Source organism: Pseudoalteromonas sp. SCSIO_11900, from assembly GCF_000576475.1.
Lineage (GTDB): Bacteria > Pseudomonadota > Gammaproteobacteria > Enterobacterales > Alteromonadaceae > Pseudoalteromonas > Pseudoalteromonas tetraodonis.
Map to the genome: position 1 here is coordinate 1,937,455 of NZ_KK070023.1, position 13,480 is coordinate 1,950,934.

The 13,480-nt window shown below is 39.1% G+C and carries 9 protein-coding genes and 1 pseudogene; 4 read left to right on the top strand and 6 right to left on the bottom strand.

The window, feature by feature from the left end; translation table 11 throughout:
- Nucleotides 1-190: 190 nt before the first annotated feature.
- Nucleotides 191-2,347 (top strand): exonuclease domain-containing protein, encoded by a 2,157-nt coding sequence (locus BG00_RS08995; RefSeq protein ID WP_036981999.1) that lies wholly within the window; start codon nucleotides 191-193, stop codon nucleotides 2,345-2,347.
- Nucleotides 2,348-2,590: 243 nt separating this feature from the next.
- Nucleotides 2,591-3,025 (top strand): annotated as a pseudogene (locus BG00_RS18490) (sel1 repeat family protein).
- A 2-nt stretch (nucleotides 3,026-3,027) separates the two neighbouring features.
- Here the strand turns inward: BG00_RS18490 and BG00_RS17370 are convergent.
- The 6 genes from BG00_RS17370 to dinG are packed head-to-tail and all read right to left on the bottom strand — an operon-like array spanning nucleotide 3,028 to nucleotide 7,844.
- Nucleotides 3,028-3,180, bottom strand: a complete 153-nt coding sequence (locus tag BG00_RS17370; protein ID WP_081762898.1) for a YbaM family protein — start codon at nucleotides 3,178-3,180, stop codon at nucleotides 3,028-3,030.
- Nucleotides 3,173-3,445, bottom strand: coding sequence for a late competence development ComFB family protein (locus BG00_RS09005; RefSeq protein WP_036982001.1), 273 nt, complete (start codon nucleotides 3,443-3,445; stop codon nucleotides 3,173-3,175). Before BG00_RS09005 ends, BG00_RS17370 begins: the two co-directional genes overlap by 8 nt.
- A gap of 50 nt (nucleotides 3,446-3,495) precedes the next feature.
- Nucleotides 3,496-4,383: a histone deacetylase family protein gene (locus BG00_RS09010; RefSeq protein ID WP_036982005.1), complete on the bottom strand. Its 888-nt coding sequence runs from the start codon at nucleotides 4,381-4,383 to the stop codon at nucleotides 3,496-3,498.
- Nucleotides 4,383-4,991 carry a primosomal replication protein gene (locus tag BG00_RS09015; RefSeq protein ID WP_036982007.1) on the bottom strand — a complete coding sequence of 203 codons (609 nt, stop codon included), beginning with the start codon at nucleotides 4,989-4,991 and terminating at the stop codon, nucleotides 4,383-4,385. Before BG00_RS09015 ends, BG00_RS09010 begins: the two co-directional genes overlap by 1 nt.
- A 1-nt stretch (nucleotide 4,992) precedes the next feature.
- Complete coding sequence (locus tag BG00_RS09020; RefSeq protein WP_036982008.1) at nucleotides 4,993-5,769, bottom strand: TSUP family transporter; 777 nt, start codon at nucleotides 5,767-5,769, stop codon at nucleotides 4,993-4,995.
- Nucleotides 5,769-7,844 (bottom strand): ATP-dependent DNA helicase DinG, encoded by a 2,076-nt coding sequence (dinG, locus tag BG00_RS09025; protein WP_036982010.1) that lies wholly within the window; start codon nucleotides 7,842-7,844, stop codon nucleotides 5,769-5,771. Before dinG ends, BG00_RS09020 begins: the two co-directional genes overlap by 1 nt.
- Before the next feature lie 60 nt (nucleotides 7,845-7,904).
- Here dinG and BG00_RS09030 point away from each other — a divergent pair, with 60 nt between their 5' ends.
- Together BG00_RS09030 and BG00_RS09035 are read left to right on the top strand one after the other, a co-directional pair.
- A complete protein-coding gene (locus BG00_RS09030) occupies nucleotides 7,905-10,253 on the top strand; it encodes a DNA polymerase II (protein ID WP_036983421.1) in 2,349 nt (782 codons plus the stop codon).
- Nucleotides 10,254-10,652: 399 nt separating this feature from the next.
- Nucleotides 10,653-13,427: a TonB-dependent receptor plug domain-containing protein gene (locus BG00_RS09035; RefSeq protein WP_036982013.1), complete on the top strand. Its 2,775-nt coding sequence runs from the start codon at nucleotides 10,653-10,655 to the stop codon at nucleotides 13,425-13,427.
- Nucleotides 13,428-13,480 lie beyond the last annotated feature (53 nt).

Sequence of the window (13,480 nt, forward strand, 5' to 3'; positions counted from 1 at the left end):
TCAATCCTAATTTTTATTATGTGTAATGAAGTTAAAGTACCACTAATAATTTGCGGGCAACCTTAGCACAGAGTAATCACGCTAAAAAAGATATTTCAATAGTAATACGTATGCATAAAAAATTTTTATTGGGTTGATAAAAATAATGAGATGCTAGATACTGTTTTTATATACAGTGTAGGCGGTTTTTATGAGAAAAGAGTTACCAGCAAAATATTATTTGGCACATTTTAAAGAGCTAATAGGCTTTGTGAGTGATAAATGTATGCATTTGCTTGAGCAAAAGCACATTACATTTATTAATAAAATAAACACGCTCGACGAGCAAAGCCAATGCATGCTAGCACGTATTTATTCTCGTAAACCTTATTTAGTGCAAACTCAGTCATTAAATTATGAAGAGATTATTTCGCCTTATCAGGCACTTTTTAATTTAAAAACAGCTGGGTTAGTCTGTGAACCCTCACAAGCAGACGCTAAGCAACTGCTTAGTCATCTAACAAAGCCGGCCTTAATTGAGTTGTTAGCTCAACAAGAGCTGCCACCATTATTTAAAAAAAGTGCGGCTAAAAGTTGTTTAGTTGAAGTCGCTATTTCATTTTTTGAATCTAAGCCAGAGCGTCTTTCGCATTTGTATAATCAGTACGTGATCAATAATAGAGAAGAGTATTACGAGTATTTTGAATTTTTGTATCTTGGCAGGCTCAGTGCCGGTGATGTTAATCATCAAAACCGGTTTGTACTAAGAGATTTAGGGGTAACTCCTGTTAGGCAGGGGCATAATGAAAGTTTGTCTCGCTTTGACTCAATTGAGGAAGCGCAATCTAACTATGTGTTAAACCGTTTTCGGTTAGCTGTTAAAAACGCGAAAGATGACAATGAAAATGAGACGCTAGCAAAACAGTTAATAAATGAATTAGCAATAGGAGTTATAGCTCGAGAGCTAAAGAATAAGTTATTGGTCATACTTTATAAGCAACTAAAAACAACTAACCCTGTATTAGCGTTTGATTTACTTAATGCCTGCGAAGACGATGCGCACGCACTAGAAATTCAAATAAGAGAGCAATACCGTTTAGGCAATAAAGAATGGGTAAAGGCGCAACTTGAGGAAATTATAGAAAATCCGCTCACCGATGAGTTATTGTACTTTGCGGATGACTTTTTAATGCGAAAATTTAACAAGCAAACACGCTCACGGCTTAGTGAAATGTTAGCCAGTACACGCTGTATTATAGAAGTTGATGAGCTTTACCGTGGCGATGTTGAGTTAGGTGTAAGTGAGCACTACACTCGTCAAGGCAAACACGTTTTTTATACTGAAAATACGTTGTGGCAAAGCTTATTTGCGCTGGTTTTTTGGCAAGAGCTCTTTATTGAAACCCCAACACCACCTTGTAACGAATTTGATATTTTCCCGCAAGCGTTAAAAACAGACACATTTTATATAAATCAATCCTCACAAATAGAAGCGCGGCTAGCTGCGTGTAGTAGTGCCCAGAAATTGCTGCGTTTAGTGTGTGACCATGCCGCGAAGTATTATGAGCAACCAAATGGCTTATTTAGGTGGCACAAAGATGTATTAAAGCCAGTAGAGATGCTTATATTAAATAGCCCAATAACGGCTTTACTTCAGCATTTAAAAAATATGGCAAAAAACTACCGACAGCTAAAAGATGGTTATCCCGATTTAATGATTGTTGATAACAATAGCGTTCATTTTGAAGAGGTAAAAGCGCCCGGAGACAAGCTTAAAAGAAACCAGCTAGTGAGCATCGATAATTTAAAAAACAGTGGTTTTAAAGTCAATATTGCAGCGGTAAACTGGTATGTAGACCCTAACCGTATTTATAGTGTGGTAGATATTGAAACTACAGGAGGTCTCAAAGGCGGTAACCGCATTACCGAAATTGGTATTGTTAAAGTAAAGCAGGGCGAAATAGTTGACACATGGACTACGCTGATAAACCCAGAGCGGCCCATCCCTCGTTTTATTACCAAACTAACCGGTATTAACGATGCTATGGTAAGTGATGCGCCTATATTTAGCGACATTGCTTCGACTTTATTAAATAAGCTTTCGGGTAGTATTTTTGTCGCTCACAATGTTAATTTTGATTATGGCTTTATTAAAAAAGAGCTTGAGAGGGTGGGAATTAATTTTAAAATGCCAAAACTGTGTACAGTCGTTGAATCACGCAAAGCATTTAAGGGATTAAAGTCATACTCACTCGGTAATTTATCGGCACACTTTAATTTAGATTTAACCAATCATCACCGTGCATTAGACGATGCCAAAGCGGCCGCGCAGTTATTGCTACTAGTTCAACAAACAGACAGCCAGTGATAAATTTGAGCCAGTTAAATGTATTGTACTTAAAGTAGTAAAGTAGCTTGGGTATAAACACAGGGTATTAAAAATTAGGTTTATCTATTTTTAAATGGGTGATTAAAACTGCGCTAATAAAATAATCGCTGTAAGCTTTGCAATCCCATGATAATGTTAAATTTATGCTAACAAATTTTAGGGCGGGTGTTTTAAAAGTGGTGTATGTTTCTGGGCAAAAACAATAATAAATTAAGGATAATATTGAATCATCGACAATTGAGTGCCACTTTGCTGGTATTGATGGCTTTAATAACTGGCTGTAATTCGTCACCAATAAGTCTTTACAACGATAATACCATGAAGAAAAAAAGAATATAATGGTGTTAAGGCATACAGAAAAGGGCAATATTTAGAGCAATAACTAAGCTTAGTATGGGGTGGTTGGGTGTTGCTGCACAAGCAGGCGTTGAAAATTGGTCACAACAATATGATACTTTTTATACTGCTGCGACAACACACGAGAAGCAACAAATAGATGCAATTGTGGCCGTTTATATTGAGCAGTTTAGTGTTAAAGCTCAAAACATGAACTGCCGTAGGTCAACATCACCGAGACGAACATTCGGCGAAATTAAAATTGATTGTAATAAACACGATGGTGTTGTCACCGTTCATGAAATACAAACAATAGAGTAAAGCTAGTTACTAACTAGCTTTTTCTCAAAGTCACTTTTTACGATATCGAGCGCTTTTAATACTTCTTCGGGCTCTACGTCGTGTTGCTCTAATATCATAATTAAATCCACAGCAAGTTTTATGTGTGTAGGGGCGTCTTCTAGCGGGTTACTCATTAATATCTTTCTTTTTAGCAATCTGATCAATCGCAAAATTAATAGCAAGTGCAACGCGTTGCTGCATATCTAAACGATCTGTTTGAGTTAAATAAAATGCCATATCTACATCGTATCGAATATAACGTGGGGGTAATTGATTGAGTACGGTACAGCAAAAGTCAGCCATTACATCGTCGTTGTAACGTTCATTAAGTTTACGTTTTTCTATTTCTTCTAAAACGAGTTTTTCGTAAAAATTGTGTATGTCGTCATCTAATCGCATATTCCAGTCACTTTTTGTTATTGTCTTTAATGAGTCTATACCAAGGACTGTTATAAATCGAGAGCCGCTTTAAATAGTTGTTTATGGACACGGACTAAATCATTAATGTTACGCTGATAACCACCACCTAAAGCACACATAAGCGGGATGTTTCGCTGCTTACATAAGTTAAGAACGGCAAAGTCACGCGCGTATACGCCAGCCAAAGAAACATCAAATAAGCCGAGTTCGTCTTTGGTATAAATATCGGCGCCCGCATTATATAAAATAATATCGGGCTGGTGGAGGCGAACACATAACTCAAGAGCTTGCTCTAGTGTTGTTAAATACTCTGCATCTGTGGTGTTTGCAGGTAAGCCAAAGTCGTAGTTTGAGTGCTGTTTTTGCCGAGGAAAGTTTTGTTCACAGTGAATTGAGCAGCTAATTATCTGCTCGTGCTGTTGGGTTATTTGCGCGGTACCGTCACCTTGGTGTACGTCACAATCAAATATTAATACGGTGTCGGCTTGCTCCGTTGCAATAAGATGCGCTGCCGCAATGGCTAAATCATTAAAAATACAAAAGCCACTGCCGTAATTGCTATAAGCATGGTGGTACCCGCTACTTAAATTAGCCGCTAAACCACTTTTAAGTGCATTCTCAGCTGCTTGAATACTGGCACCAACAGAATAAAGGGTTCGCTCGACTAGTTCAGGTGAGTGCGGAAACCCCATTTTCTTAACCGCTTTGTCAGTTAACGAGCCATTTAAAAAATCTGCGATGTACTCTGAGCTATGACGCAATTTCAATTGCGCTGTTGTTGCTGGCGAAGGTGATATAAATTGTGTGTAGCCTAAACGCTCTATTTCATGCTTAAGCTGCTGATACTTTTTAATTGGAAAGCGATGGCGCTCAGGTAACTCTAATTGCGAGTACAGAGGGTGATAAAAAAGCTGCATTAGCGTAGCTGTTGTTTTTCTACTTGTTGAATTTTGTCTTCGGTGGCAGAAATTGCTTTTCTACAACGGCCGAGTCGTGCATGAGTGGTTAAAATTTCTTGATTAAGCTTTTGCGCTTGCGCTGGTGATGCTTTTTCCATTTGCAATTTACGCTCTTCAATCATTAATACCAGGCGGCGTTCAAACTCATGGTTTTGTTTAAGTTCATCATATAACTCATGGGATGATTGCATGATTTTTTGCACTGCTTGTTTGTAAATAGGCTGTTTGGCACGAGGCTTAAAATGACTTTTGTTTTCTTTCACCCAAATAGGGGTCGATTTAATTACATTAAAGACCGCTTGTACCTGGCTGGCAATGCGCTCAAGTGCATAGGTGTAGGCATGACGGTGTTCGCTCGGTGGTAGGCTGGCTATTTCATCTTCTATTTCTACTACATAGTCGGCTAAGTTCATGCTTTTGGTACTAAATACGCCTCTGTCAAATAAGCTCGGCTGTGCCTGCATATACCGGTTTTTAGCAAATAATTTTGCTTTATCAAATTGCTCTGCCTGTTGCTTAAGCGTAGCAACTTGTTGGCGTAGTTTGTCTAAAGCAGCAGATTGCATGTTAAAAGTATGCCTCGTAAATTAGTTTTAACGCTAAAAGTATAACCATAGTATTAAATACTGGACGAATAAATTTACTGCCAAAACGAATAGCTGAATGTGCGCCAAACCATGCACCAAGCATGATAAAGAAGCCCATTGTAATTCCCAGTAAAAAGTTAACATGGCCAAGTGCAACAAAGGTGATCAGCGAGATAAAGTTAGAAACAAAATTCATTGAACGCGCCAAACCACAATTAAGTAGCAAGCTCATTTTATAAAGCATACCGTTTGAGGCAGTCCAAAAAGTTCCCGTTCCAGGACCAGCTAAACCATCAAAAAAACCTAGGCTTAATCCTTGTAGCCACTGTTTTACTTTTATTGTGCGGGTTAATTTAGGCAGATCATCACTTTGTGTGGTACTTAAATTACCAAACAAGCTGTAGCAAGCCACTAAAATAATAATGATGGGTAAGAGTTTATTTAAAAACTCAATGCTTAAATGATCAACAATAAGTGTGCCTAACAAAGCACCTATGGCGGTAGCTATAATAGAAGCAAACCAAAATCGTGGGTTAAATAACTGTTTTTTATAATAGGTAATACTGGCGGTTAACGAGCCAAAACTGGCGGCCAATTTATTAGTGCCGAGCGTCAAGTGAGGAGGCAATCCCGCCGTTAACAGTGCTGGTACAGTAAGTAATCCACCGCCGCCAGCAATAGCATCAATAAAGCCCGCTAAAAGTGCAACGCCACATAAAATAGCCCAAGTTGTTGGGTCGAGTGCAAGTTCAAACATCAGTAATCTATTTGTCTTTTAAAAGGTGGTAAGGTGTCAAGCATGGCTTTGCCATATCGTTTGGTGACTAGGCGTCTATCTAAAATAGTTATTGTGCCTGCATCACTTTCTTTGCGCAGCAGTCTACCACAGCTTTGTACCAATTTCTTTGCTGCGTCTGGCACGGTTATCGATAAAAACGGATTACCGCCTTTACTTTGCACAAACTCTGCTTGTGCTTCTTCTATTGGCGAGGTGGGCACCGCAAACGGAATTTTGGTAATAATCAGGTTTTCTAAATACTTTCCAGGTAAATCAAGCCCTTCAGAAAGACTTTGGGTGCCAAATAAAATACTGCCTTTGCCTTCATCAATATTTTTAGTATGTAATTTGAGTAAAGTTTCTCGTGACATTTCACCTTGTACTAATAAGTTAAAACCTTTTGTTCTAAGAAACTTACTTACATGGTCCATTTGCCAGTAAGAGGCAAATAACACTAAGTTGGCTTTTTTAGTGTTCAGATATTCGGGTAATGTTTTAGCAATATGATCGCTAAATTCTTTATCTGTTGGCTCTATACTTGAGGCCGGAATGCGTAAAGTGGCTTGTTTTGGGTAGTCAAACGGAGAGGGGACTTTAATAAATTTCACCCCTTCCTCTTTGGCAAGGCCGCTTTCATAGGCAAAGTGATCAAATGAGCCGAGAGCGCTCAAGGTGGCTGAACATAACACGGCTCCAGCACATTCGCTCCACAGCTTATCTTTTAAATAATAACCGACCTCAATGGGGCAGTCGCTAAGCAAGTGATCATGATGGCTTTTATATTCAAGTCGTTTTATCCAACGTGCATGCGGCGTGCCTTCACCTTTAGTGGCGTAACTAAACCATAATTTATTAAGTTGCTCTAATCGGTTTATGTATTGCCCACTTTCAGCCAAAATGGGGTCGGCAATATAAGGTTTAATATCACCGTCGCTTACATCTTGGGTGAGGGTGTCGTGCATTTTATTTAAACACCGTAATGCATCAAGCGTGGCCTCACTAATGTCTTTTGCCTTAGCGTGTAACGATTTAGGTATTTCACCATGTTCAAAGCGATAGGTATCGTCTTTTGAATATTCAAAATCGGCGTTGTCGAGTATATCGCGCACCACTTTTAAATCTTTGTTAGCATCGTTAACGCTATCGCATAACTTAAAGTTTTGCCCAATACCTTTTTGACCCACTAACACTTTGGCCATTTTGCCACTAAATTTAGTGAGTTTGTCGAGCCAATCTATCGTGCCTTTTATTGTAGCCGCAGCAGATGAAAAATCGCGGGTAATATGCGCAAGGTGATGCGCTTCATCGATTACATAAATGGTGTTGTCAGGTTCGGGTAAAATTTTTCCGCCCCCTAAATCTAAATCAGCTAACAGTAACGAATGGTTTATAACTAAAACATCCATTTGCATTAACTGCTGGCGAGCCAGTTGAAACGGGCATGTTTGGTGTGCTTTCATCTGGCGTTGGCAAGCATGCTTATCGCAAGCAATGAGCCCCCATACCCTATCAGGAATGGTATCGGCCCAGCTGTCTCTATCGCCTTGCCATTTTTTATTGATATAGGCATCGTAAAGTTGCTTTAAGCACTTAGTTTCCATATCACTTAATGGCGATGTAAGGGTAGGCATAAACTCCATTTGAGTTTGGCTATCGCTGTTTAGTGCATTATGAAGTTTGTGTGCACAAATATAACGTTGGCGGCCTTTTACTAAATCAAATTTAAAATCGAGCCCTGAGTGTTTTTTAAAAAACGGCAGCTCTTTAGCGATTAATTGCTCTTGCAAAGCCACAGTAGCTGTGGAAATAACCAATTTCTTTTTTTGTGCTAATGCCAGTGGTAGAGCGCCTAGGCAGTAAGCTAATGACTTTCCGGTGCCTGTGCCTGCTTCAATAACACAAATACGTTGTTTTTTATGGTATTCACCGGCTAATGTTTTGGCGATTTCAGCAACTAAATAGTTTTGACTACTGCGAGGGCGGTAATCGGTTAGGTTATTTGCAACATGCTGGTGTACTTGTCTAATTGTTTTTTTAAGTGAGCTCGATAGCATGTGATGATTAACCTAAAATATGTATATAATTACAGTGTATATATTAAGTGGGATCGAACATTGACACAAGCAATCTATCAGGGCTTTATTTTATCAAGGCAACAATACGCGGCTAAAAATGCACAAGGTATTACTTTGTGCTATTGGCTAAGCTCTGATCAGGGCCCACTTAAAGTTATTATTGAAAACCAGCAGGCAGTGTTTTTCATCCCATTGTCAGCGCAACAGACTGCAAATACTTTACTCGCACAGGCAAATATAAAAGCGCAATTTAATAAGGTTGAGTTGTGCCATTTTAGTGGCAGCGAGTGTGTGGCTTGTTACTTCAACGACATACATAGTTTATATACTGCGCGAACTCTACTAGAACAAGCAATGCCAATTTATGAGGCCGATGTACGCCACAGCGACCGCTTTTTAATGGAGCGCTTTATTAAAGGAGGTGTGTGGGTAGCGGGTAACGCCAAAGCTCAAAACGGCTTTATTGAAATTAGTGATGCAAAGCTAAAAGCAAACACCGAGTATACGCCAACGCTTAAGTCTGTTTCTTTGGATATAGAATGCAATGGCGACGGGGTGTTATTTAGTGTTGCACTGGTGGGAAATGGTCTAGATTGCGTATTGATGATAGGTGAGCCGCAGCTGCAGAGCGACTCGACATTTGAAATAGACTGGTGCTATGACGAAATTAACCTACTTACCAAGCTGCAGCAGTACATTATAAATAACGATCCTGATGTTATTGTTGGTTGGAATGTCATTGATTTTGACTTTAGTTTATTGCAAGAACGCGCAGAGGCGTTAGGGCTTACTCTAAACTTTGGCCGAGATAATCAACCTTTATATATTAATAAGGGTCATTACACCCGATTAACACTCCCAGGGCGTTGCGTAATAGATGGCATTGATACATTAAAAAATGCGACTTACCGATTTGACAGCTTTTCGTTAGCTAATGTTGCAGAGCGTGTGCTTAACGAATCTAAATTAATAAAAACCGATAACCGATTATCTGAAATTGTACGCCAATTTAATGAAGACAAGCTCGTTCTTGCTGCTTATAACCGCCAAGATTGTATTTTGGTTAATCAAATTTTCGAAAAATTAAAGTTATTTGAATTTGCCATAGTCAGAACCCAAATAACAGGGCTCGAACTAGAACGCATGGGTGGCTCGGTTGCCGCATTTACAAACTTATACTTACCGTTATTACACCGCAGTGGTTATGTTGCCCCCAATTTAGGCGATCATGGGCTCTCATTTGAAAGCCCCGGTGGCTATGTGATGGAGTCGACTCCAGGGCTGTATAAAAACGTTTTGGTACTTGATTTTAAAAGCTTATACCCTTCAATTATGCGTACGTTTTGTATTGACCCGCTAGGTTTAATCGCAGGGTTAAATGCACCAGAGCATGCGGTTGAAGGATTTAATCAGGCGTTATTCTCAAGAACGCAGCACCACCTGCCAAAATTAATTGAGCACCTGACACAAACTCGCCAAGAAGCAAAAGACACTAATCAACCCATGCTCTCGCAAGCGATTAAAATTATTATGAATAGCTTATATGGCGTACTCGGCTCTAAGGGTTGTCGGTTTTACGATCCGCGTTTATCGAGCTCTATTACTTTGCGTGGCCATGAGATAATGCAAACAACCCGTAAATGGATAGAAGCGCAAGGCTTTGAGGTGATATATGGTGATACCGACTCTACGTTTGTAAAACTTAGTGAAGATACCAGTCCTGAGCAATGCAACGAAATTGGCTGCCAACTTGTTCGACATATCAACGAAAAGTGGCAAGTAGATTTAAAGCAGCGTTATGGTTTAAAAAGCTATTTAGAAATTGAATTTGAAACCCATTACAGTCCATTTTTTATGCCAACTATACGAGGTAAAAAAACAGGTTCTAAAAAACGTTATGTTGGTCAAGTAATAAAAAACAATGAAAAAAAGTTGGTCTTTAAAGGTATGGAAACAGTTCGCAGTGATTGGACTGAGTTTGCACAAGAGTTTCAAACACAGTTATTCGAGACTTTATTTACCGACGACTTCGAAATACAGCAACTGCACAATATAATAAACAGCTACACGCAAAAACTTTATAATGGTGAGTTCGACCGTAAATTAGTATATAGAAAGCGGTTAGGGCAGCACCTTAACGATTACATCAAAAATATTCCTCCTCATGTTCAAGCTGTTAAAAAATACAAAGCGAATCATCCTGAGTTTGAAATAAAACGCGGGCAGGTGATTGAATATGTATACGCAGTAACCGGCGCTGAGCTTTATACCGGTAAAAACATTCTGAACTACCCACTGTACATCCAAAGACAGCTCGACCCTGTTGCGCAAATGATATTAAGCGCATTAAACACACCAACTGAGTCTACCCAAGCTACATTATTTTAACTTAGTCATGAGGTAAATAGACATTTTATAGGTTGTTTTTCGATATTAAGTTTCTACTTTGCATAAAAATTGTAAAAGTTAACATTTGTGATTTTGGTTACATATTTATTCAAAAGCACTACAAAAATAAAAATCTAAACAAAGTAAATAATTCCCCTTTAAATCAGTGGTTTGTTTTTTTTGTGGCTGGGTTTTTTATAAATTAGGTTCGAAAAAGAGCTTAAAAAACGAAACAAAAAAACGTAAAAATGATAACGAGAAGTCACTTAAAGTATTTTTAAAGTTAATTTAATGTTGACCGCCTTGTATTCATAGTATTATCATCTGTGACATGATCACAAATTAATTAACAAAAAGTGGTCGAAAATAAAAAACAAATAGTATTCTAGGGAGAATCAAATGTTAAATAATAAAGTTTCAAAAGCAGTTCGCTTAGCGATCGCTTTTGGTGCAGCTTCTACTGCTGCTTTTTCAGCAAGTTCATTTGCTGCAGAAGAAGAGTCTGCAGAAAAAGTTGAGCGTATTCAGGTTACAGGTTCACGTATCAAGCGTACTGATTTAGAAAGTGCCAGCCCGGTTTTAGTTCTTAGCCGTGATGATTTAAACGTTAGTGGTCAATTAAGCATCGGTGACATTCTTCAACAAATTCCAGCTGCGGGTGCTGCACTTAATACTGCCTTCAATAACGGTGGTACTGGCGCAACAAACATGGATTTACGTAACTTAGGCGCACAGCGTCTTCTTGTATTAGTAAATGGTAAGCGCTGGGTTTCATCTTTAGGTTCTACAGTTGATTTAAACACAATCCCATCGTCAGCGATTGAACGTGTTGAAGTTGTTAAAGACGGCGCTTCTGCTATCTACGGTTCTGATGCTATTGCTGGTGTTGTAAATATCATCACTCGTAAAGATTTTGAAGGTGTTGAGGTTTCTGTATACGGTGGTGAAAACTTAAAGTACAACGATGGTCGTCAGTATTCTGCAGACATCACTGTTGGTACTACTTCAGACCGCGGCGGCTTAATGTTTAATGCTAGCCATGTAACTCAACAAGAAATTTGGGCTGGTGATCGCGATATTTCTTCTATGGGTAACAGTTCTACAACTGAAAAAGGCCGTTTACGTCTTACTTCAAGTGCAATCAGCCCTGGTCTTCGTGATAGCTTACTTGCTCAAGGTTACACTGAAAACAACGCTGGTGAGTCAAACGCTGGTTTTGATTTAGTTCCTAACGGTGCAGGTTCAGCTGTAGGTTTAGATTCATTCCGTGACCGAGCTGGTGATGTTTACAACTATGCACCTGAAAACTACCTTGCAACGCCACAAGAGCGTAACAGTTTTTATGTTCAAGCTTTTTATGACTTAAGTGATGACGTTCGTTTCGTATCAGATTTCATGATGACTAACCGTAAATCTTCACAGCTACTTGCAGCGATGCCATTAACAATTGGTGCATCTTTTGGTGCAGCCGCTAGCCGAGTAGACATCCACGAAAATAATATCTACAACCCATTTGGTGAAACACTGTATGGTGATGCTTCTCGCTCAGGTGTAGAAGGTTATATCCCATTTGCTGGTCAACGTCGTTTTGTAGAAGCGGGTAACCGTATTTACAGACAAAATGATACTACTTACCGTGCAATGGTTGGTTTAGAGGGCGGTATTGGTGATACATCTTGGGTTTGGGATGCTTCTTACATTTATGGTAAGAATAGCCAAGACGTTTTAACAACAGGTCTACTTAACCTTACTCGTATAAACCAAGCATTAGGTGACAACTGTAGTGCATCTACTTCTTGTGTACCACTTAACTTATTTGGTGGTGCTGGCTCAATTACACAAGATATGGTTGATTTTGTAACATTTGACAGTGTTTCTCGTGAAGGTTTAGAACTTAAAGATTACACAGTAAACTTTGCTGGTGATGCATTTGAGTTACCTGCAGGTGTTGTAGGTATGGCCGTTGGCTTTGAACGTCGTGAAGAGTCAGGTTACGATACGCCTGATCCACTAACTCAAAGTGGTGAAACTTCAGGTAACCAACGTGATGCAACTTCAGGTGGTTTCCGCTTAGATGAAGCTTATGTAGAACTTTCAATTCCAGTATTTGATGGTTTAACTATTTCACCAGCAATTAGATTCTCTGACCACAGCGCATATGGTAGTAACTCTACAGCTAAAGTTGGTGTTGAATACCGTCCAATGGATGATTTACTTCTTCGTGGTACTTGGGCTGAAGGTTACCGAGCTCCTTCAATCTCTGACTTATATGCAGGTAATGCAGATGCATACCCTACATTAACAGACCCGTGTAACTCTGTAGAAGGTGTTGTTCCAAGCCTACCTGGTTGTGCTGGCGTACCAAATGGTTACTCACAAGCTAATACGCAGATCCGTGAAACTCGCGTTTCTTCTCCAGATTTACAACCAGAAGAATCAGAATCTAAAACGTTTGGTATTGTTTATAACCCAAGCTATGTTGATGGTTTAGAGTTCACAATCGATTATTACGATATCGAAGTTGAAAACTCAATTGGTCGTTACGGTTCTAATCGTATATTGAACGAGTGTACTTCAGGAAGTAATGCATCTTCTTGTGATTACATTGACCGTGATGCTAACGGTAATATCGTTGATTTACGCAACTTCTTACAAAACTCTGGTACCTACAATGTTGAAGGTATAGATTTTTATACTGCATACAAGTTTGATACTGAGTACGGTAGCTTCAGAACATCTCTTGATTTGTCTTATGTAATGACTAACGAGTTCGATGGCGAAGATCAAGTAGGCGTACAGTATGGCGATGCTGGTTATCCTGAATATAAAGGCACATTTGCTCTAGATTGGTCGCAAGGTGACTTTGATGCGCATTGGCAAACACGTTATGTTGACCGTATGCAAAACTACTATGACTTAGCTTACGGCGCAGAAAATTACCCAGGTATGGCTGATTACATTGGTTCTTACTTTGTACATGATGTATCTGTAGGTTATGCGCTAGACGCTTACAACACTAAAATTAGTGTAGGTATTGAGAACTTATTCGCGAAAGAACCTTCTCGTGAATACACTAACAATGACTTTGCAATCTCAACTAACAACTTCTCTGTTACAGAGTACGACGTTAATATGGATCGCTTTGTATATGTACGAGCTACAGTTAAGTTCTAATAACTTAGAAACTTAAACTTTATTTAAAAGCCACTTCTTAGTGGCTTTTTTAT

Excerpts from the sequence above, each read along its gene's own strand:
- BG00_RS08995 (WP_036981999.1), top strand. The coding sequence starts at position 191 with ATGAGAAAAGAGTTACCAGCAAAATATTATTTGGCACATTTTAAAGAG.
- BG00_RS17370 (WP_081762898.1), bottom strand. The coding sequence starts at position 3,180 with ATGAGTAACCCGCTAGAAGACGCCCCTACACACATAAAACTTGCTGTG.
- BG00_RS09005 (WP_036982001.1), bottom strand. The coding sequence starts at position 3,445 with ATGCGATTAGATGACGACATACACAATTTTTACGAAAAACTCGTTTTA.
- BG00_RS09010 (WP_036982005.1), bottom strand. The coding sequence starts at position 4,383 with ATGCAGCTTTTTTATCACCCTCTGTACTCGCAATTAGAGTTACCTGAG.
- BG00_RS09015 (WP_036982007.1), bottom strand. The coding sequence starts at position 4,991 with ATGCAATCTGCTGCTTTAGACAAACTACGCCAACAAGTTGCTACGCTT.
- BG00_RS09020 (WP_036982008.1), bottom strand. The coding sequence starts at position 5,769 with ATGTTTGAACTTGCACTCGACCCAACAACTTGGGCTATTTTATGTGGC.
- dinG (WP_036982010.1), bottom strand. The coding sequence starts at position 7,844 with ATGCTATCGAGCTCACTTAAAAAAACAATTAGACAAGTACACCAGCAT.
- BG00_RS09035 (WP_036982013.1), top strand. The coding sequence starts at position 10,653 with ATGTTAAATAATAAAGTTTCAAAAGCAGTTCGCTTAGCGATCGCTTTT.